Raw genomic sequence first — 18,637 nt, 5'->3', positions numbered from 1 at the left:
CCCAGCAGTCGCGCCGCTTCGCCAGGATGTGGCGTCAGGATCGCCTGCGGCAATGGACGCGGATGCAGCGCCAGCAGATTCAAGCCATCGGCATCGAGGATCAGCGGCTTGCCGGAAATCGCCGCGGTTTCGAACAGCGATCGCCCCCAGCTGCCCTGCCCCAGCCCTGGGCCAACCGCGAGCACATCGGCCTTGACGATGAGTTCGTGCAGCGCATCGGCGGTTTCCACCGCATGCGTCATCGCTTCCGGGCGCGCGGCGACGAGTGCCGCGACGCCTTCCGTTCGCGTCGCCACGCTGGCCAGGCCGACGCCAGTGCGCAGAGCCGCTTCCGCACACAGGCGCACCGCGCCACCCATGCCGACTTCGCCGCCGACGCACAACAAATGTCCGTATTCGCCTTTGTGCGCATTCGCATGGCGCGGCGCCAGGCCCGCAGTCAAATGCTCGGCGCGATAAAGCAGCGCTGCTGGCGTGAAACCCTGCTGCAATTCCGGCACCAGACCCAGGCCATCGAGAAATACTTCACCGGCATAATCTCGCGCCGGCCCTGTGTACAGGCCGCGCTTGCCGGCGATGAAGCTCAGCGTGACGTGCGCTCGCAGCGCCACGCCGGTGGCGCAACCGCGATCGGCATCCACGCCGGAAGGAACATCGATCGCCAGCACCGGGCAGCGTCGCCCGTTGAGGCGCTCAATCATCGCCTGCACCGCTTCGGTCGGCGCACGGCTCAGGCCAAGACCGTAGATCGCATCGACCCAAACATCCGCCATCGGCAAATTGCCGTCAAAAATGCTGCTGGGGCCGCCGGCGGCGCGCCAGTCGCTGGCGGCGCGGAACGCATCCGGCGTGCGTGGATCGCCACCTGGAGCCAGGACCAGCGAAACCTTGCAACCCGCCGCCTTCGCCAAGCGCGCGAGGACGTAACCGTCGCCGCCATTGTTGCCCGGCCCGCAGACCACACCGATATGCCGCGCCTGCGGCCAGCGCCGCTGCAGCAATGCCCAGGCCGCGGCGCCGGCACGGCCGATGAGTTCGTAGCCGGACAGGCCGAACTCCTGCTGGGCGCGGCGATCCATCTCGCGGACCTGTTCGGGGTGATACAGCGGCTGCGGCAAATTCATGCCGCGATTCTATACTTGCCCGATGCCCGACCTGCGCGCCCTCGCCGATGACATCAAGCAATGGAGCCGCGAACTGGGCTTCCAGCAACTGGGCATCGCCGGCGTCGATCTCGCCGGGGACGAGGCGCATCTGCACGATTGGTTGCAGCGTGGCCAGCACGGCGAGATGGAATACATGGCCAGGCACGGCGACAAGCGTTCGCGCCCCGAACAATTACAACCAGGCACCTTGCGCGTACTCAGCGTGCGCATGGACTACGGCACCGGTGAGGATGCACTGGCCTGGCAAACGATTGCCGACAGCGAGCGCGCGTATGTCGCGCGCTATGCGCTGGGCCGCGATTACCACAAGGTGATGCGCAGCCGCCTGCAGAAACTCGCCGACCGCATCGGCGCAGCGATCGGCCCGTTCGGCTATCGCGTCTTCGTCGATTCCGCGCCGGTACTTGAGCGCGCGCTCGCGCGCAACGCCGGCCTGGGTTGGATCGGAAAGAATGCCTGCGTGATCAACAAGGATGCCGGCAGCTGGTTTTTCCTCGGCGAAATCTACGTCGATCTGCCGTTGCCGACCGACGCCGAAGCCAGCGCGCATTGCGGCACCTGCACGCGCTGCATCGACATCTGCCCGACCCAGGCGATCATCGCGCCCAATCGCATCGACGCGCGCCGCTGCATCAGCTATCTGACCATCGAGTTGAAAGGCTCGATTCCGGAAGAATTCCGTAAGGCGATCGGCAACCGCATCTTCGGCTGCGACGACTGCCAGTTGATCTGCCCATGGAACAAATTCGCCAAGCGTTTCGATGAGCCGGATTTCCGCGCGCGCAACGATCTCGACCGCGCCACGCTGGTGGAATTGTTCGCCTGGACCGAAGAACAATTCCTGCAACGCACCGAAGGCTCGGCGATCCGCCGCACCGGTTACGAAGGCTGGCTGCGCAATATCGCCGTAGCGCTGGGCAATGCGCCGCGCAGCGAAGAAACCACCGCCGCATTGGAATCACGGCGCGAGCATGCCTCGGAAATCGTGCGCGAACACGTGGAATGGGCTTTGGCGCGCACATAGGACCGCGCATGTGCGCGACTTCTCCCGCAATACGAACCTCTCATCAGCGCAATCGCGGGCGCCGTCGCGACGCGTGCAAATCGCGCTCGTGAGCGCTCCTACGAGATCTTGCGGCGCGCGTGGATCTCGGCTAGCAGGGCCTGCGTCACCGGATCGGTAATGGCGGACTGATCGACACCGTCCAACGCCGGCAGCAGCTGACTGGCGATGCGCTTGCCCAGCTCCACGCCCCATTGATCGAACGCATTGATGCCCCAGATCACGCTCTGCGCGTAGACGCTGTGTTCGTACATCGCTATCAACGCGCCGAACGATTCCGGCGTGAGTTCGTCGAGCAGGAACAAGGTCGATGGGCGATTGCCCGGATAGCGTTTCTGCGCGTCGGCATCGTCGGCGCCGTTGGCCAGCGCTTCGCCCTGCGCGAGCAGATTGGCGAGCAAGGCCGTATGACTTTCGGCGTAGGGATGCGCGGGCCGGACCACGCCGACGAAATCGGAAGGCACGGTGTCCGTGCCCTGATGCAGCGCCTGGAAAAAACTGTGCTGGCTGCTGGTACCGGTACCGCCCCAGAGCATGGGCACCGTCGCCACCGGCGCCGGCGTGCCGTCGGGGCGCACGGACTTGCCCAGACTCTCCATCACCAGTTGCTGCAGATACGCCGGCAACAACGCCAGGCGCTCGTCGTACGGCATCACCGCATGCGTGTCGAAGCCCAACCCGTTGCGATTCCAGATCACCGACAGCGCATGCCAGACCGCGAGATTGCTTTCCAGCGGCGTCGACAACACATGCGCGTCCATCGCGGCGGCGCCGGCAAGCATGTGCTTGAAATTTTCTCCACCGATCGCCAGCGCGACCACGAATCCCACCGCCGACCACAGCGAATAACGCCCGCCAACCCAATCCCACATCGGCAGCACGCGTTCGCCGGCGACGCCGAATGCGGCGGCTTTCGCAACATTGGCGGTGACCGCGTACAGGCGGTCGTCGCTACCCAGCCAGTCTTTAAGGATCGCGCCGTTGAGCAGAGTTTCCTGCGTACCGAAACTCTTCGACACCAGCACGACCGCCGTATGCGCGGGATCCAGTCCGCGCAACAGGTGTTGCACGGCGCTGGCATCGGCGTTGTTTAGGAAGTGAATGCGCAGGCGGCCATCGGAAAAATCGCGCAGCGCATCGACCGCCAGACGCGGCCCGAGATCGGAGCCACCGATGCCGACATTGATCACATCGGTCACGTCGCTGTCGCGAAGTTCGCCGGCCATCGCCAGCATCAACGACTGCGTCGGCACCACTTCCCGACGCGCCGCCTTCGCGGCTTCGCCCTGCCCCAGGTCCGAGCGCAGCGCGGTATGCAGCGCGGGACGTGCTTCCGAGACGTTGACTTTCTCGCCGTCGAACAACGCGCGGAATGCGTCGGCAACGCCGGCATTGCGCGCCAGATCCAGCAACACCTTGCGGGCGGCGGTGTCGTAGCGTTGCCGCGCGAAACTCGCGTAGAGCGGACCAACGCGCAACGAAAATTCGCGCGCCCGATCCGGCCCTGAAGCCGTCAACTCACTCAGCGGCACCTGGATCAGGCGCGCCGCTTCCACACTCAAGGCCTGCCAGTCAGGATCGATCCGCATGAAATGTCCGGGGCTGAAGTTGGTCGCAGTCTAACCGGCCAGCATGACCGGCGCTGCCGCCGCTCACGCGGCGTCGAATTCCAGATTGTCGATCAGGCGCGTGCGGCCGAGGCGCGCCGCGATCAGCGCCAGCAATCCTTTCTCGTCGCTGGCCTTGGGCCGCGCCAGGTCGCTGCGGCGGATTTCGGCGTAATCGACCGTAAAACCGGCCATTTCCAGTCGTTGCCGCGCTTCCGCCTCGATGCCGCCGGGCGGCATGCCGAGCGCCGCCTGATCGCGCATGAAGCACAGGGTCTGATGGATGAAAGTCGCGGTCTGGCGTTCCTCGCCCTGCAGATACTGGTTGCGCGAACTCATCGCCAGGCCGTCGCTTTCGCGCAGCGTCGGCGCCGGCACGATCTGCACCGGGAAACTCATTTCCGTGGTCATGTAGCGGATCACCTGCAACTGCTGGTAATCCTTGCGACCGAACACCGCGACATCGGGCTGGACCATGTTGAACAGCCGCGCGACCACTTGCGCCACGCCATTGAAATGGCCGGGGCGATGCGCGCCGCAGAGGATGTCGGTGATGCCGGGCACATGCATCTGCACGCAACCCATGGTTCCGAATGGATACATCTCCTCGACGCTGGGCAGCAACAGCGCATCGCAGCCGGCGCCGGCCAGACCATCGATGTCGGAATCGGGTGTGCGCGGGTAACGCGCGTAATCCTCGTTCGGGCCGAACTGGGTCGGGTTGACGAAAATGCTCGCGACCACCTTGTCGGCGTGTTCGCGCGCGAGTTTCACCAGCGCGAAATGCCCGGCATGCAGGTTGCCCATGGTCGGAACAAACGCGATGCGTTTGCCGGCGCTGCGCCAATCGGCGATCTGGCGCCGGAACATCGCCACCGTGGTGAAACTCTGCATGCTCATTCGTATCCGTGTTCGGAGGTGGGGAACGCGCCGGACTTCACTTCTTCGACATAGGCGCGGATGGCGCCATCAATCGATCCGCCCTGCTCGAGGAAATTTTTCACGAAACGCGGCCGGCGATGCCCGGAGTTCATGCCGAGCAGATCGTGCAGCACGAGGATCTGGCCGTCGCAATCGGGGCCGGCACCGATGCCGATGGTCGGGATTGCCAACTCGCGGGTGATCTCGGCGGCCAGTGCACTGGGAACGCATTCGAGCACCAGCAGATCCGCACCGGCCTCGGCCACGGCACGCGCGTCGGCAAGCAGTTTCTTCGCCGCTGCCTGTTCGCGGCCCTGCACCTTGTAACCGCCCAGGCGCAGCACCGATTGCGGCGTCAGGCCAAGATGGGCGCAGACCGGAATATCGCGTTCGCTGAGGAAACTGATGCTGTCGAGCAAGGCGCCGGCGCCCTCGAGCTTGACCATGCTGGCGCCACCGATCGAGAGCATCGCCGCTGCGGCATCGAGCGCGCGCTCGGGCGTGGCATAACTCTGGAACGGCATGTCGGCGATCAGCAATGCGTGTTTCAGTCCGCGTGCGACGCAGGCGCTGTGGTAGACGATGTCGTCGACGGTCACCGGCAGCGTGCTGCCATGACCCTGGATCACCATGCCCAGCGAATCGCCGACAAGAATCACATCAACGCCGCAGGCATCGAGCGCACGCGCGAAGCTCGCGTCGTACGCCGTCAACGCGGCGATGCGTTGCCGCTCCGCCTTCATCTGGCGAAGCCTGGGCACGGTCACGGCGGCGCGCGAAGCGGTCTTGTCGGAAGCTGCGTACATGCGTGGCCCCAATGGGCTTGAATGGCGGGAAGAGGCTACGGTAACGCGTGGATGCCGTCGCTAGCCACCGCCGCGAGCAGATCGCTTACCCGGCCAAGCCCGGGAATTTCCAGCGCAGGTGCAATTTCCGCCAGGGGCACCAACACGAAAGCGCGCTCGGCCAGGCGCGGGTGCGGAACGTGCAGGCCGGGCTGATCCAGCGATTCCAGACCGTACACGAGCAGATCAAGATCGAGTTCGCGCGGTCCCCAGCGGTCGTCGTCGCGACGGACGCGGCCGAAGTGCTGTTCGATATCCAACAGTTTTTCCAGCAGCACGCGCGGCACCAGACGGGTCTGCAATTCGACCACTGCGTTGATGAAATCAGGCTGGTCGGTACGACCCCAGGCCGGCGTGCGATAGAACTGCGACTGCGCACGGATCGAGGTCTGCGGCAGCATGTCGAGTAGTCGGATCGCTTCTTCGAGCGTATCCACCGACTCGCCCAGGTTGCTGCCCAGACCGACGAAAGCGCGAACGGGGGGATCGGGCGGGAGGGTCATTCGGAAGGTCCGACGACGGATGCTGCCTCCGCATTCGCGGGCTTGCGGCGACGACGGCGACGCTTCTTCGGCGCGTCACCCTCCACCGCCACACCATCCTCTTCCACAGCTTCGTCACTGCGCGGCTTGCTCGGGCCAAGACGATCGGCAAGTTGTTCGGGCGACTGCAATTGCGCCTCGCGCCAGAACGCGACGTCATCGGCGACTTCCGGTGATCCGGACTGTCGCAACTCGAGGAAATCGAACGCGGCGCGGAAGCGCGGGTGCGACAGTAGGCGGAACACGCGCTTGCGCATGCGCTGGCCGAAACGCGGCTGCAGCAGCCAGATCTCCTGCATCGGCTGCGAGAACCGGCGCGGCAGCGCGATGCGATCGGCCTGATGCAGGGTGACGCGATCGGCGGCGCGCTGCTGCGCGACCAGCGGATCGGTGCCGCCTTTCTGCAGTACCGCGAGTTCGCGACAATACGCCGGCCAGAGCAGCGCGGCGAACAGGAAGGCCGGCGTTACCGGCTTGTCCTCGGCGATGCGCTGGTCGGTATTGCGCAACGCCTGCACCAGCATCGTGCGCAACGCACCGCTGCGGTTGGTAATGATCGCCTTCGCTGTTTCCGGAAACAGCACCGGCAGCAGGCCGTGCTTTTCCAGGCTCAGGAAACTTTTCTCGGCGTGCCCGGCGAGGAACATCTTTAGGCATTCATCGAACAATCGCGCCGGCGCCGCGCCCGACAACAGTGGTGCCAAGCGCGGAATCGGTTCGGCGGCTTCGGGATCGATGGAGAAATCCAGCTTCGACGACAAGCGCACCGCACGCAGCATGCGCACCGGATCTTCGCGGTAGCGCGCTTCCGGATCGCCAATCAGTTTGAGCACACGCGCCTGGACGTCCTCGAAACCGCCGACGTAATCGCGTACGGAAAAATCGTCGACGGTGTAGTACAGCGCGTTGGCGGTGAAATCGCGACGGACCGCATCGTCCTCGATAGTGCCGTAGACGTTGTCGCGCAGCAGGCGGCCTTCGCCGACCGTCTCGCGATCACCGCTGCCGTCGTCGACATTGGCGCGGAAGGTGGCCACCTCGATGATCTCGCGGCCATAGACAACGTGGGCAAGGCGGAAGCGGCGACCGATGATGCGGCAATTGCGGAACAGCGATTTCACCTGCTCGGGCGTGGCATCGGTGGCGACGTCGAAATCCTTGGGATGTCCGCCGATCAGCAGGTCGCGTACCGCACCGCCGACCAGATAGCCGCTGAAACCGCCCTCGCGCAGACGATATAGAACCCGCAATGCGTTCGGACTGATGTCCTTGCGGGAGATGCCATGACCATCGCGCGGAACGATGCGCGGGGCTGGCAGGATGCTGAGGGGAATTTCCGTCATGGGTTCTCGAGGCCGGATTCCTTCCGGCCTAGGCAGCCGCAGGCGACAGCCTAGGCGGCGGGGAAGTGAGCCGCTATACTAGCCTCTGCCATCGGCGCAATCCATGCGCTCCCTTCGTCTAGCGGTCCAGGACACGGCCCTCTCAAGGCTGGAACACGAGTTCGAACCTCGTAGGGAGCGCCAACGCCTTTTTCGTCGGAAGCAACATGCCCTTCGTCGTTGTCGAGAACTGCATCCGCTGCAAATACACCGACTGCGTCGAAGTCTGCCCGGTGGATTGCTTCCATGAAGGCCCCAATTTTCTGGTGATCGACCCGGACGAGTGCATCGATTGCACCTTGTGCGAGCCCGAATGCCCGGCAAAAGCCATCTATCCCGAAGACGACGTGCCCGCCGGCCAGGAAAATTTCATCGCGCTCAACGCCGAACTCGCCAAGGCCTGGCCGGTGATCACCACGCGCAGCGATGCCCTGCCCGATGCGGCGCAATGGGATGGCAAGAGTGGGAAACTTTCTGAATTGCAGCGCTGATATCGACGCAACGAAAGCGCCGCCGGATCAAGCAACACCGCAAAGAAAAAGGGCGCCGTCGGCGCCCTTTTTCATTTCAGCGATCCGCATTCCGCTTAGAAGCGGCTCTGGATCTGCGCCAGCAACTGCGCCGCCGGACCTTGGGTCAGGCTGATGCCATCGGGGCTGATCGCGCTGACGCGGCTCTTGGCGCCGGCGCTCTCGACACGAACCAGAAAGCTCTGGCCGGAGTAGTTGACGTCGTAGCTGGTGATCGCCTCGGCACGACCAGTGACCGTCACGCCATTGAAGCCCGACAGGACCTCACCGACCTTGCTCCAGACCGTCTTGGCATCGCCATCGACGAGGAACCCGGTGGAATTGGCGGTTTTCGCGCCGCCCAGCAGAGACGCCGGCGGCAGCGGCGTAGCCGCCGAGGTGTCGGGTACATCCAAGTCCGGTGGCACTTCCAGCGGCCGGTTCTCGGTGCTGTTGGCATAGTCGGTCTTGTGGGTTCTGTGCTTGATCCAGCTGCAGCCAGTGCCTGAAACCAGGGCCAGGGCCACGCCAGCCGCGAGCAGCGGGCGCGCGTAACGGGTAACGGAAATCATGGTGTTCTCCTGCGAAATGAAGCGGGCGGTCTGGCCGCGGCTTGGGTAGACAGTAGCCTTATCGGCAAAGTTCGTCACGACAGTTCGGCTTCGATCTGTCGGCACAGGGCAGCCATTTCGTCGGCCTGCCCGGCATATCGCGGCGAAAGCACCTGCAGCGGCAGCCGCAATTGCGTGCCGATACCGAGGCGCTGCAACACTGCCTTGACCGGAATCGGATTGGATTCGACACCGAGGAAGTCGTACAGCGGCGCCAGGCGCGCATCCAGCGCGACTGCCGCATCGCCGGAACCGGAAGCCAGCAGCGCGCAAAGTTTGCTGAACACCCGCGGCACGACGTTCGAGGCGACCGAGATCACGCCGGACGCACCGCCGCGCAGTGCGCGCACGAAGGTCGGGTCATCACCGCTGAGCAACGAGAAATTCGCCGAGGCCAGCGGATACAGCGCGCTCCAGCGCTCTTCGTCGCCGCGCGCTTCCTTGATACCGATGATGCCCGGATGCTTGCACAGCTCGGCCACGGTTTCCGGCTGCATGTCGCAACCCGTGCGGCCCGGAACGTTGTAGAGCACCACCGGCAGTCCGCCCTGCTCGGCGACCGCCGTGTAATGCGCGATCAAGCCGGCCGGCGTCGGACGCACATAAGGAGGCGTCACCACCAGCGCGGCATCGGCGCCGGCTGCGCTTGCGAGCTGCGTCTGCGCAATCGTCTTCGCGGTGCTCGATTGCCCGGTGCCGGCAAGTATCTGCATGCGTCCCGCGACGTGTTGCACTGCCGCGCGCAGCAACAGACCGAACTCCTGGTCCGACAGCGTCGCCGCTTCGCCCGTCGAGCCTGCGACAACGACGCCGCGGGTTCCGCCGGCGATCTGCTGGTCGAGAAGGCGTTGCCATGCGGGGAAATCGATCTCGCCCGACGCCGTGAACGGGGTCGCCAGGGCGGTGATGCTGCCGGTGAGGTGCAAGGGAGTGGGCCTGCGAGAATCCGGATGCGATGTTACTTGCGGGAGGAAAGCGGCGGCAAGTATGCTGGCTTGGCATATCAGGCGCGGCATGCACCGCGCCGCCGCTGGAACAAGGCTTTGACCGACGCGACCGCCAGACCCGCTGCAAACGAAAACCACCTGCTGATCAGCGCTTACACCACGCATCCGCAGTCACCCCTGCTGGCGGTGACCCGCCGCATCTCCGAATCCGGTTGCAACATGGTCGACGCCCGTCTGGCTACGGTCGGCCGTGATGTCTCGGTGATCGCGCTCGCAGTCGGCTCCTGGGACGCGGTTGCCAAGCTCGAGGCCATGCTCACCCGGCTCGAGCGCGAGGAAGGCTTCAAGCTGGTCTGGTACCGCACCGGCGCCAAGCCGATGCAGTCGAACCTGCTGCCCTACATCGTCGAAGTCGTCGCCGCCGACAAGCCCGGCATCCTGTTCCAGCTCGCCGATTTCTTCGATCGCCAGGGCATCACTATCGAGACACTGCAGAGTTCGCGCTATCGTGCGATGCAGACCGGCGCCGAAATGTTCACCTGCCAGGTCACGGTCGGCATCCCGGCCAACATGCACATCGCCGCCCTGCGCGACGATTTCATGGAGTTCTGCGATCACCTCAACCTCGACGCCATCATGGATCCGATGAAGTTCTGAGATCGAATGCCCGAACGCCGATCGCTCGCCATCGCCAACACGCCCGCCCGTCGTCACGGGCCTGCAGCCTCTTTCCGGACAGGCTGCCCGGAATGACCGTCCCCCGTTTTCACCCCACCCACCGTCTCGCCCCGCGAGCCACGGTGATCTCGTGCTGCACATGGATGTGCGAATGCCGCGAGCGGGCGCTCCCGGCATCCTGCCTCACGCGCCACTCGCGCAATCCTGCGCTTCGCAGGATGCGCAGCAACACTTTCTTTCCGTCCACCAGGGAATATCGATGACCCGAAGCAAGCGCATCTACGTGCTGGACACCAACGTGCTGATGCACGACCCGACTGCTTTGTTCAAGTTCGAGGAGCACGACGTCTTCATACCGATGATGGTGTTGGAAGAGTTGGACAACGGGAAAAAAGGTCATTCGGAAGCCAGTCGCAACGCCCGCCAGGTCAGCCGCTTTCTCAACGAACTGATCGAGGCGCACGGCAGCACCAACATCGAGAACGGCGTCAAACTCGCGCCGCCCAAGGGCCTGCAACTACGCAGCCCGGACAGCGTCGGTCGTCTGCTGTTCCAGCTCAAACCCGTGGAAGCCGGCAAGCGTTTCGGCACTGTCCTTCCCGACAACCTGATCCTCGGTTCGATCCTGCAACTGCGCGAAGACAATCCCGGCATTCCGGTGGTACTGGTGTCCAAGGACATCAACCTGCGCATCAAGGCTTCGATCTGCTCGGTGCCGGCTGAAGACTACGAGAACGACCGCGCGATCGACGACTTCAACCTGCTGTTCACCGGCGCGATGGAGTTGCCGGCGGATTTCTGGGAGCGGCACGAAGGCAACCTGCGCTCGTGGACGGAAAAAGGCCGCACGTTCTACGAAGTGCGGCGCAGCGCCGACGATGGCTGGTATCCGAACCAGTTCCTGTACATGCCTGGCGAGGACGAAGTTGAGATGCGCGTGGCGCGCATTGACGGCGACCGCGTGATCCTGCAGATCGTCGACGACTACCACTCGCAGCAGCACCAGGTCTGGGGCATCAACGCGCGCAACCGCGAGCAGAATTTCGCTTTCAACGCGCTGATGGATCCGGAGATCGACCTGGTCACCCTGCTGGGCACCGCCGGCAGCGGCAAAACCTTGCTGGCGCTCGCCGCCGGCCTCGCGCAGACGATGGATGTGCAGCGCTACCGCGAGATCATCATGACCCGCGCGACGGTCTCGGTCGGCGAAGACATCGGTTTCCTGCCCGGCACCGAGGAAGAAAAAATGACGCCGTGGATGGGCGCGCTTACCGACAACCTGGAAGTGCTCACGCACACCGACGACCACGGCGCCTGGGGCCGCGGCGCGACCAACGACCTGCTCGCCAGCCGCATCAAGATCCGCGCGATGAACTTCATGCGCGGCCGCACCTTCCTCAACCGCTGGGTGATCGTCGACGAAGCGCAGAACCTCACGCCCAAGCAGATGAAAACGCTGATCACGCGCGCCGGCCCGGGCACGAAGATCATCTGCATGGGCAACGTCGAGCAGATCGATACGCCCTACCTCACGGAAACAACCTCGGGCCTGACCTACGCTGTCGACCGTTTCAAGAACTGGGCACACAGCGCGCACATCACGCTGCGTCGCGGCGAGCGTTCGCGTCTGGCCGATTACGCCTCGGAAGTCCTGTAGAAAATGGCCGAACGCCTGGCCACGTGGGTCTGGGTCGGCGCCGCCGCCCTCGCCTGCGTGGCCGGCATCGTCAATGTGGTCGGCTTCCTGGGATTCCAGCACCAGGCCATCACCCACCTCACCGGCAACACCAGCTTGCTCGCCGCCGCACTCGTGACGGGCGACTGGCACGCCACCGCGCATCTTTTTGCATTGATGGCGGCTTTCGTTGGCGGCGCGATGCTCAGCGGCCTGATCATCCAGGACAGCGCGCTGCGCCTGGGCCGTCGCTATGGCTTGGTATTGACGATCGAAGCACTGCTGCTCCTGATCGCGATACCGCTGTTCGAACGGCAGCAACTTGCCGGCCCGATCTGCGCTGCCATCGCCTGCGGCCTGCAGAACGCGATGGCGACGACCTACAGCAACGCCGTGGTGCGTACGTCGCATGTCAGCGGCATGTTCACCGACCTCGGCATCATGCTCGGCCATGCGCTGCGCGGCATGCCGGTGGCGCAGCGGCGACTGGGGCTATGCCTTCTGGTGATCACCTTCTTCTTCGCCGGCGGCCTGCTGGGCGCGTGGTTGTTCGCGAGCTTCCGCTACGCGGCGTTGTATTTTCCGGCAGCCCTCACCGGCGGCACCGGCTTGGCCTATGTCGCCTACCGCCAGCATCAACGCTCGCGAGCAACATCGCCATGAGCAAAGACACCCGCCAGCCCTGCGTGCTCACCATCGCCGGTTCCGATTCCGGCGGCGGTGCCGGCATCCAGGCCGACCTCAAGACGTTTGCCGCGCATGGCGTGCATGGTCTTTCGGCAATCGCCGCGCTGACGGCGCAGAACACCCGCGCCGTGACTGCCGTGCACGTGCCGCCGACAAATTTCCTGCGTGCGCAGATCGACGCCTGCTTCGATGATTTCCGCGTCGAGGCGGTGAAACTCGGAATGCTCGCCACCGCCCGCATCATCCACGCCGTCGCCGACGCACTGGAACAGCATCAACCGAAGTTCATCGTGCTCGATCCGGTGATGGTGGCCAGTTCCGGCGCCCGCCTGCTCGACCCGGCCGCGCTCGATGCGCTGCGCACACGTCTGCTGCCGCTGGCGACGGTGATCACGCCGAACATTCCCGAGGCCGAGTTGCTGCTCGGCCACGTGATCGAAAGCGATGAAGATGCGGAGGCCGCGCTGGTCGAACTGCTCGCGCTCGATGCCCGCGCAGTGCTGCTCAAGGGCGGTCATCTGAAAGGCCCGGAGATGACCGACCGCCTCGACGATGGTCATCACCTCCACGAATTCGTGCACACGCGCCTGGATGTCGAAGGCCACGGCACCGGCTGCACGCTGGCCTCCGCGATCGCCGCCAACCTCTGCCTGCGCCTGTCCCTGCCCGAAGCCTGCGATGCCGCCGCGGACTATGTGCACGGTGCGCTGGTCAATTCATATCGACCCGGCAAGGGCAAGGTCGCGGTGCTCGAGCATTTCTGGCGCGGACGCTAGCGGCGCTTTCGAACAAGGCGGCAGCGCTCGACGCAGGCGATGAATCCACGCTCGCGTTCGCGATGATAAAGCGGCGATGAAAAAGAAGGGGCGCCATCGGCGCCCCTCTGCAATCACCCACGATGACCGGAAGCGATCGTCAGGCGGACAGTCGCGACGCGATCGCATTCGCGAACGACATCGTCGTGCCTTCGCCACCGAGATCCGGCGTCAGGTTGTCCTTGGCTTCCATGGTCTTGACGATGGCATTGCGCAGGCGCCGCGCTTCGTCGACCTTGCCGAGGTGATCGAGCATCTGGCCGGCGCCCAGCAGCAGCGCGCAAGGATTGGCGATTCCCTTGCCGGCGATGTCGGGCGCGGAGCCATGCACCGCCTCGAAAATAGCTGCATCGGCGCCGATATTCGCTCCCGGCGCGAGTCCAAGCCCGCCAACGAGGCCGGCGCACAAGTCCGAAATGATGTCGCCGAAAAGGTTGGTGGTGACGATCACGTCGAACTGCTCCGGCTTCATCACCAGCTGCATGCAGGTGTTGTCGACGATCATCTCGTTGCACTGGATGTCGGGATACTGCGCGGCGACTTCGCGTGCGACTTTCAGGAACAATCCCGAAGTCGACTTGAGGATGTTGGCCTTGTGCACGATCGTGACTTTCTTGCGACCGATCTTGCGGGCCAGATCAAAGGCGTAGCGGACGATGCGTTCGGAACCCTTGCGGGTGATCTTCTGTGTCAGCAAGGCGGTCTCGCCGTCGGCCGACAGGCTCTGACCTTCGCCGATGTAGGCGCCTTCGGTGTTCTCGCGCACGGTGATCAGGTCGATCGCCTGATAACGCGACTTGGTGTTCGGGAAACTGATCGCCGGACGCACGTTGGCGTAGAGGTCGAAGCGTTTGCGCAACTCGACGTTGATCGAGGAGAAGCCTTCGCCGACCGGCGTGGTCAGCGGGCTCTTGAGCGCGATGCGGTGTTTGGTGATGGCAGCGAGCGTGGCGGCAGGCAACAATTCGCCTTGCTTTTCGTAGGCGGCCAGGCCGGCGTCGACGAAGTCGTAAGTCAGGCCGAGATTGAGCTTGTCGAGGACGTGCAGTGTCGCGTCCATGATTTCCGGGCCGATGCCGTCGCCGCGGATCACCGCAATGGTCTGAGTCATGAGGGCTTGTTCTTCTCGGGTTTGAAGGCGGGATAGTCACCGCCGAAGGCGCGCGCATTATGCCAGATCGACTGATCAGGCCGCCGGCCAAGCATTCTAGACAGGTTCGTTTGGTGGGTTCCGTTGTGGGGGAAAGCCCGGATTTCAGCTTCGATGCAACCCGCAGCACCCGACGGGGGCGTTCGCTTTTCGACCGTCAGGGCTGTCCTGCCCTGGCGGTCGCGCCGGCCCTCCCTGGCCGGCTCGGCGCGAATACCCCCGCCGGGTACCGCGGTCGCGAATATGGAGAATCAGGCTTCGGCGAGAAAATCTCCGCTCAGATTACGACTTGCGTGGAGCGGGCTTGCCTCACCGCCACGGAGCAGTCCCGTGCTTGTCGGGGAATTCGCAGTAGCAAACCAGGGATGGTTTGCGGCGGTGAGTCGGCACAGGATGTGCCGACCGAACCGCACGCGAATCCCCGGCAGGCGCGGGACTGCGGACTCGACGCTTCAGAAAGTGTCGCGATGTATTCCCATCGACTCAGCCGTGCTCATGCCCCGGCTTCGGCGCATGCACGCCCTCGCCTTCGATCTGGTCGAGGAAATCCACGGCCCGGCGCAGATGCGGGATCACGATGGAACCACCGACGACCAGGCCGACGCTGAAGGTCTCGAAAAACTCATCGCGATTGACGCCGACTTCCTTGCATTGCGCGATGTGATAGCTGATGCAGTCGTCGCAGCGCAGCACCATCGATGCCACCAGACCGAGCAATTCCTTGGTCTTGATGTCGAGCGCGCCGGCCTTGTAGGTCTGCGTGTCGAGCGCGAAAAACCGCTTCACCACCTGATTGTCATGGCCGAGGATCCGTTCGTTCATGCGCTGCCGGAACTCGGTGAACGCCTTCACCCGATCGGCCTCATCGATGTGGCTCATGGCGCGACCTCCAGCAGCGGCTTCAAGCCGCCGGCGCGATCGAGCGCGACCAGGTCATCGTAACCACCCACGTGCCTGTCGCCGATGAAGATCTGCGGCACCGACGTGCGCCGGGATTTTTCCATCATCAGCGCGCGCGCCGTCGGGTCGGTATCGACGCGTACCTCGGTGTAACCGGCGCCACGCGACTTCAGGAAATTCTTCGCCGCCACGCAGTAAGGACAGACGGCGGTGGTGTACATGATCACTTCGGGCACAGGCTTCTCCTCGACGGTCGGCATGGACATGGGGGCGCTGCGGAACATTTTACAGGCCCCGGCGGTCTTGAGCCCTGGATTAACTACCGATTCACTCGTTTGCCGACGGCCTGGGGCATGCTGTCGAACCTGCTGGAGAAACCCGTGCGCCGAACCCTTCCCCTTGCCGCTGCCCTCGTCTTCGCACTCGGAACCGGCGTTGGCGCCCGGGCACAGAGCAACTCCCTGCCTGACATGGGCTCCTCGGCCGGCACCTTGCTGACCCCGCAGGAAGAATCGGAATACGGCGCCTACACCCTCTACCAGCTGCGTCGCTACGGCTACGTCACCGAAGATCCCCTGATCGATTCCTGGCTCGACACCATGGGCCACCGCCTCGCTGCCGTCAGCGATCGCCCGCAGCAGCAATTCACCTTTTTCATGATGGGTGATCGCTCGATCAATGCCTTCGCCACGCTCGGTGGCTATGTCGGCGTCAATGCCGGCCTGGTGCTCACCGCGCAGAACGAAGATGAAGTTGCCGGCGTGATCGCCCACGAAATCTCCCACGTCACCCAGCGCCACGTGCTGCGCGCCGTCGAACGCGCCAAGCGCGACCAATTGCCGCTGATGCTGGCGATGGTCGGCGCCATCATCGCCGCGCAGAGTTCCAACAGCCGCAACAGCGGCGATGCGATCCAGGCCGCCGTGATGGGCAGTCAGGCGCTCGCGATGCAACGTCAGCTCGACTATTCGCGCTTGAACGAAGCCGAGGCCGATCGCGTCGGCCTGCAGACGCTTTATCGCTCCGGTTACGACGTCAACGGTATGGCTGATTTTTTCGAACGCATGGATCGAACCATGCGCGGCAACTCCGGCGGCATCAAGGCACCGGCCTATCTGCAGAGCCATCCGGTTACCGCCACCCGCATCAGCGAAGCACGCCAGGGTGCCGCGCGCTTGCAACGCGAATCGCCGCGCCTAGCCGCCACCAGCCGTCCATCGTCCAATCCCCTGCTGCCATTCGGCCTCGGCGACATCGGCAGTGCGACCACCGGCAACCTGCAACCACGAATGTTCGAATGGGCGAAAGAGCGCCTGCGCGTACTTAGCGCCGCCAGCCCCGGCACGGCGGTACAGGAATACAGATTGATTTTCGAACACGCCGGTGGTCGCGTCAGCGATGCGCAACGCTACGGCCTTGCGCTGGCGCAGATGCGCGCCGGTTCATCCGCAAGCGCCGAAGCCAGCCTGCAATCGCTGCTCAAAGCGCATCCGGAAAACCTCTGGATCGATCTCGCTCTCGCCGAATGCGCCCATGCCGGCAAGAACGATCCGGTCGCGAAACAACGCTTCGAAGACCTGCTGCGACGATTCCCGCAGGACCGCTCCATCAGTCTCAGCTACGCGCTCATGCTCAACGACATCGGCGGCGCCGAGGCCGGCCGGCGTGCGCAGTCGGTGCTCAAACCCCTGCTTTCGTCGAGCTCCGAGGATCCGCTGTTCCAGAAGAATTTCGGCCGCGCCAGCGAACTCGCCGGCGACACCGCCCGCGCCACCGAAGCCTACGCCGACGCCGCCTTTCTCAACGGTCGCGCCGAAGATGCCTTGACGCAGCTCAACGGCCTGCTCAAGCGCGATGACATCGACTATATCCAGCGCGCAAGGGTCGAGGCTCGCATCGCCGCGATCACGCCGATCGTGCTGGATATGCGCCGGCAGGGCGTCAAACCGCAGGACCAGACCCCCGATCCGGGCTGACCGCGGCCGGCGCAGTCACTCAATGGTCACAAAAGTTTTATCTACTTGCACCCTGCTCCTTCCAATGACAGGGTACGTCCGTGCAAAAACGCATTCTCATCGTCGACGACGAGCCCGCCATCCGCGACATGGTCGCGTTCGCCCTGCGCAAGGGCGAATACGAACCCGTCCATGCCGGTGATGCCCGCGAGGCCGCCTCGGCGATCGCCGAACGGGTCCCGGACCTGATTCTTCTCGACTGGATGCTGCCCGGCAGCAGCGGCCTGGAGCTGGCCCGGCGCTGGCGCCGCGACGAACTCACCCGCGATATCCCGATCATCATGCTCACCGCCCGCGGTGAGGAAAACGACCGTGTTAGCGGCCTCGAATCCGGCGTCGACGACTACGTGGTCAAGCCCTTCTCGGCGCGCGAACTACTCGCCCGCATCAAGGCCGTGTTGCGCCGCTCGCGTGAGGACGAAGACGACGGTTCCGTGACGGTCGGCAAGCTGCGTATCGACGGCGCCGCCCACCGCGTCTACGCCGGCGACCAGTCCATCCACGTCGGCCCTACCGAATACCGCCTGCTGCATTTCTTCATGACCCACGCCGATCGCGTCTATTCCCGCACCCAGTTGCTCGACCACGTCTGGGGCGGCAATGTCTACGTCGAGGAACGCACGGTGGATGTGCATATCCGCCGCCTGCGCAAAGCGCTGGAACCCACCGGTCTGGAAGAAATGGTCCAGACCGTCCGCGGATCGGGTTACCGATTCTCCGCGGCAACGCATTGACTCCGGCCGCAGGGATGCGCCGCTCGCTGCTGCTACGGTTGGCTTGGCGGCAATCGTTGCTGCGCTTCCTGATTTTCTATGTCTTTGCCACCGCGCTCGGCCTGTGGCTGCACCAGCTCGCCTGGGTATTGCTGGCCGCGACCGCGCTGGTCGCGTTGCGCGCCTATCTGCGGCTGTATCGCGTCTCGCGTTTCCTCGATTGGCGCCAGCAGCTGCATACCGTGCACGGCCAGGGCATGTGGGCCGCGCTGGAAACGCTGATCCACCGCCGCCAGACCGAAAACCGCACGCGCAGCCGGCGCCTGGTCGGCCTGCTGCGCGCCTATCGGCAAGCCGCCACCGCGATGCCCGACGGCGCGCTGATCATCAACCGCCGCGACAATCACCTGA

Annotated in this window: 20 protein-coding genes and 1 tRNA gene; 10 read left to right on the top strand and 11 right to left on the bottom strand. The window is 64.4% G+C overall.

Annotated elements, in window-relative coordinates:
• On the bottom strand, positions 1 to 1,124 hold a 1,124-nt coding region (locus VKM35_RS11220), incomplete at its 3' end, for an NAD(P)H-hydrate epimerase (RefSeq protein ID WP_324321104.1).
• A gap of 22 nt (positions 1,125 to 1,146) precedes the next feature.
• Here VKM35_RS11220 and queG point away from each other — a divergent pair.
• Positions 1,147 to 2,190 carry a tRNA epoxyqueuosine(34) reductase QueG gene (gene queG / locus VKM35_RS11215; RefSeq protein WP_324321103.1) on the top strand — a complete coding sequence of 348 codons (1,044 nt, stop codon included), beginning with the start codon at positions 1,147 to 1,149 and terminating at the stop codon, positions 2,188 to 2,190.
• 98 nt (positions 2,191 to 2,288) lie between these two features.
• On the opposite strand, the gene pgi is transcribed toward queG, so the two are convergent.
• The 5 genes from pgi to pcnB form a co-directional block, all read right to left on the bottom strand.
• Entirely contained in the window at positions 2,289 to 3,818 is a 1,530-nt protein-coding gene (pgi, locus tag VKM35_RS11210) for a glucose-6-phosphate isomerase (RefSeq protein WP_324321102.1), read from the bottom strand.
• 63 nt (positions 3,819 to 3,881) lie between these two features.
• Positions 3,882 to 4,730 (bottom strand): pantoate--beta-alanine ligase, encoded by an 849-nt coding sequence (gene panC / locus VKM35_RS11205; protein ID WP_324321107.1) that lies wholly within the window; start codon positions 4,728 to 4,730, stop codon positions 3,882 to 3,884.
• Between the two features lie 2 nt (positions 4,731 to 4,732).
• Positions 4,733 to 5,563, bottom strand: coding sequence for a 3-methyl-2-oxobutanoate hydroxymethyltransferase (panB, locus tag VKM35_RS11200; RefSeq protein WP_324321101.1), 831 nt, complete (start codon positions 5,561 to 5,563; stop codon positions 4,733 to 4,735).
• 35 nt (positions 5,564 to 5,598) lie between these two features.
• Positions 5,599 to 6,105, bottom strand: a complete 507-nt coding sequence (gene folK, locus VKM35_RS11195) for a 2-amino-4-hydroxy-6-hydroxymethyldihydropteridine diphosphokinase (protein ID WP_324321100.1) — start codon at positions 6,103 to 6,105, stop codon at positions 5,599 to 5,601.
• A complete protein-coding gene (gene pcnB / locus VKM35_RS11190) occupies positions 6,102 to 7,487 on the bottom strand; it encodes a polynucleotide adenylyltransferase PcnB (RefSeq protein WP_324321099.1) in 1,386 nt (461 codons plus the stop codon). Before pcnB ends, folK begins: the two co-directional genes overlap by 4 nt.
• Positions 7,488 to 7,594: 107 nt before the next feature.
• On the opposite strand from pcnB, the gene VKM35_RS11185 reads away from it, so the two are divergent.
• Positions 7,595 to 7,670, top strand: a tRNA-Glu gene (locus VKM35_RS11185).
• A 23-nt stretch (positions 7,671 to 7,693) separates the two neighbouring features.
• The gene (fdxA, locus tag VKM35_RS11180; RefSeq protein ID WP_324321098.1) at positions 7,694 to 8,017 is read left to right on the top strand and encodes a ferredoxin FdxA; all 324 of its coding nucleotides are present in this window, start codon (positions 7,694 to 7,696) and stop codon (positions 8,015 to 8,017) included.
• Between the two features lie 95 nt (positions 8,018 to 8,112).
• Here fdxA and VKM35_RS11175 read toward each other — a convergent pair whose 3' ends face one another.
• Complete coding sequence (locus VKM35_RS11175; RefSeq protein ID WP_324321097.1) at positions 8,113 to 8,607, bottom strand: hypothetical protein; 495 nt, start codon at positions 8,605 to 8,607, stop codon at positions 8,113 to 8,115.
• 74 nt (positions 8,608 to 8,681) lie between these two features.
• Positions 8,682 to 9,572: a 4-hydroxy-tetrahydrodipicolinate synthase gene (gene dapA, locus VKM35_RS11170; protein ID WP_324321096.1), complete on the bottom strand. Its 891-nt coding sequence runs from the start codon at positions 9,570 to 9,572 to the stop codon at positions 8,682 to 8,684.
• 117 nt (positions 9,573 to 9,689) lie between these two features.
• Here dapA and VKM35_RS11165 point away from each other — a divergent pair, with 117 nt between their 5' ends.
• From VKM35_RS11165 to thiD, 4 genes are all read left to right on the top strand, one after another.
• On the top strand, positions 9,690 to 10,250 hold the full coding sequence (locus tag VKM35_RS11165; RefSeq protein WP_324321095.1) for a glycine cleavage system protein R: 561 nt from the start codon (positions 9,690 to 9,692) through the stop codon (positions 10,248 to 10,250).
• 280 nt (positions 10,251 to 10,530) lie between these two features.
• Positions 10,531 to 11,928, top strand: a complete 1,398-nt coding sequence (locus VKM35_RS11160; protein WP_324321094.1) for a PhoH family protein — start codon at positions 10,531 to 10,533, stop codon at positions 11,926 to 11,928.
• Positions 11,929 to 11,931: 3 nt separating this feature from the next.
• Complete coding sequence (locus VKM35_RS11155) at positions 11,932 to 12,609, top strand: YoaK family protein (protein WP_324321093.1); 678 nt, start codon at positions 11,932 to 11,934, stop codon at positions 12,607 to 12,609.
• Complete coding sequence (gene thiD, locus VKM35_RS11150) at positions 12,606 to 13,409, top strand: bifunctional hydroxymethylpyrimidine kinase/phosphomethylpyrimidine kinase (protein WP_324321092.1); 804 nt, start codon at positions 12,606 to 12,608, stop codon at positions 13,407 to 13,409. The genes VKM35_RS11155 and thiD overlap by 4 nt, the downstream gene beginning before the upstream one ends.
• Positions 13,410 to 13,548: 139 nt before the next feature.
• Here thiD and VKM35_RS11145 read toward each other — a convergent pair whose 3' ends face one another.
• The 3 genes from VKM35_RS11145 to grxC form a co-directional block, all read right to left on the bottom strand.
• On the bottom strand, positions 13,549 to 14,559 hold the full coding sequence (locus tag VKM35_RS11145) for an isocitrate dehydrogenase (RefSeq protein ID WP_324321091.1): 1,011 nt from the start codon (positions 14,557 to 14,559) through the stop codon (positions 13,549 to 13,551).
• 522 nt (positions 14,560 to 15,081) lie between these two features.
• Positions 15,082 to 15,477 carry a carboxymuconolactone decarboxylase family protein gene (locus VKM35_RS11140; RefSeq protein WP_324321090.1) on the bottom strand — a complete coding sequence of 132 codons (396 nt, stop codon included), beginning with the start codon at positions 15,475 to 15,477 and terminating at the stop codon, positions 15,082 to 15,084.
• A complete protein-coding gene (grxC, locus tag VKM35_RS11135; protein ID WP_414636638.1) occupies positions 15,474 to 15,764 on the bottom strand; it encodes a glutaredoxin 3 in 291 nt (96 codons plus the stop codon). The genes VKM35_RS11140 and grxC overlap by 4 nt, the downstream gene beginning before the upstream one ends.
• 87 nt (positions 15,765 to 15,851) lie before the next feature.
• On the opposite strand from grxC, the gene VKM35_RS11130 reads away from it, so the two are divergent.
• The 3 genes from VKM35_RS11130 to VKM35_RS11120 all read left to right on the top strand — a co-directional run.
• A complete protein-coding gene (locus VKM35_RS11130) occupies positions 15,852 to 17,474 on the top strand; it encodes a M48 family metalloprotease (protein WP_414636636.1) in 1,623 nt (540 codons plus the stop codon).
• Between the two features lie 80 nt (positions 17,475 to 17,554).
• Complete coding sequence (gene phoB, locus VKM35_RS11125; RefSeq protein WP_324321089.1) at positions 17,555 to 18,247, top strand: phosphate regulon transcriptional regulator PhoB; 693 nt, start codon at positions 17,555 to 17,557, stop codon at positions 18,245 to 18,247.
• A 14-nt stretch (positions 18,248 to 18,261) separates the two neighbouring features.
• Positions 18,262 to 18,637: phosphate regulon sensor protein PhoR (locus VKM35_RS11120; protein WP_324321088.1), on the top strand; the 376-nt coding region annotated here is incomplete at its 3' end.

The organism is Arenimonas sp. (assembly GCF_035312645.1).
In the GTDB taxonomy this organism is placed as follows: domain Bacteria; phylum Pseudomonadota; class Gammaproteobacteria; order Xanthomonadales; family Xanthomonadaceae; genus Arenimonas.
This window is presented reverse-complemented; position numbering and strand designations above follow the sequence as displayed.

Coding starts and splice junctions, on each gene's coding strand:
- VKM35_RS11160 (WP_324321094.1), top strand. CDS start 10,531: ATGACCCGAAGCAAGCGCATCTACGTGCTGGACACCAACGTGCTGATG.
- VKM35_RS11140 (WP_324321090.1), bottom strand. CDS start 15,477: ATGAGCCACATCGATGAGGCCGATCGGGTGAAGGCGTTCACCGAGTTC.
- pgi (WP_324321102.1), bottom strand. CDS start 3,818: ATGCGGATCGATCCTGACTGGCAGGCCTTGAGTGTGGAAGCGGCGCGC.
- panB (WP_324321101.1), bottom strand. CDS start 5,563: ATGTACGCAGCTTCCGACAAGACCGCTTCGCGCGCCGCCGTGACCGTG.
- grxC (WP_414636638.1), bottom strand. CDS start 15,764: ATGTCCATGCCGACCGTCGAGGAGAAGCCTGTGCCCGAAGTGATCATG.
- fdxA (WP_324321098.1), top strand. CDS start 7,694: ATGCCCTTCGTCGTTGTCGAGAACTGCATCCGCTGCAAATACACCGAC.
- VKM35_RS11130 (WP_414636636.1), top strand. CDS start 15,852: ATGCTGTCGAACCTGCTGGAGAAACCCGTGCGCCGAACCCTTCCCCTT.
- pcnB (WP_324321099.1), bottom strand. CDS start 7,487: ATGACGGAAATTCCCCTCAGCATCCTGCCAGCCCCGCGCATCGTTCCG.
- VKM35_RS11155 (WP_324321093.1), top strand. CDS start 11,932: ATGGCCGAACGCCTGGCCACGTGGGTCTGGGTCGGCGCCGCCGCCCTC.
- queG (WP_324321103.1), top strand. CDS start 1,147: ATGCCCGACCTGCGCGCCCTCGCCGATGACATCAAGCAATGGAGCCGC.
- VKM35_RS11175 (WP_324321097.1), bottom strand. CDS start 8,607: ATGATTTCCGTTACCCGTTACGCGCGCCCGCTGCTCGCGGCTGGCGTG.
- panC (WP_324321107.1), bottom strand. CDS start 4,730: ATGCAGAGTTTCACCACGGTGGCGATGTTCCGGCGCCAGATCGCCGAT.
- folK (WP_324321100.1), bottom strand. CDS start 6,105: ATGACCCTCCCGCCCGATCCCCCCGTTCGCGCTTTCGTCGGTCTGGGC.
- VKM35_RS11145 (WP_324321091.1), bottom strand. CDS start 14,559: ATGACTCAGACCATTGCGGTGATCCGCGGCGACGGCATCGGCCCGGAA.
- thiD (WP_324321092.1), top strand. CDS start 12,606: ATGAGCAAAGACACCCGCCAGCCCTGCGTGCTCACCATCGCCGGTTCC.